1 pseudogene is annotated in these 261 nt (G+C 54.8%); it reads left to right on the forward strand.

Features of this window, described 5'->3' with window-relative positions:
• A pseudogene (locus P8629_RS12145) lies at positions 1 to 261 on the forward strand (phenylalanine--tRNA ligase subunit beta); the annotation flags it as partial.

Consider the following 261-nt stretch of genomic DNA (forward strand, 5'->3'; position numbering starts at 1 on the left):
GCTGCGTGGCGAACCCTCTGAAGGTATGCTTTGCTCGTTCTCCGAACTGGGGATTACCGACGATCATGACGGTATCATTGAGCTACCGGAAGACGCGCCTATCGGAACCGATATTCGCGAATATCTGAAGCTGAACGATAACGCGATCGAAATCAGCGTAACCCCGAACCGTGCCGACTGCCTGGGGATTATTGGCGTTGCACGTGATGTTGGCGTTTTGAATCAGGTCGAGCTGACCGAACCGGACATGAGCCCGGTAGC

The sequence above is a fragment of the Hydrogenovibrio sp. 3SP14C1 genome (assembly GCF_029625905.1).
Taxonomy (GTDB): Bacteria; Pseudomonadota; Gammaproteobacteria; order Thiomicrospirales; family Thiomicrospiraceae; genus Hydrogenovibrio.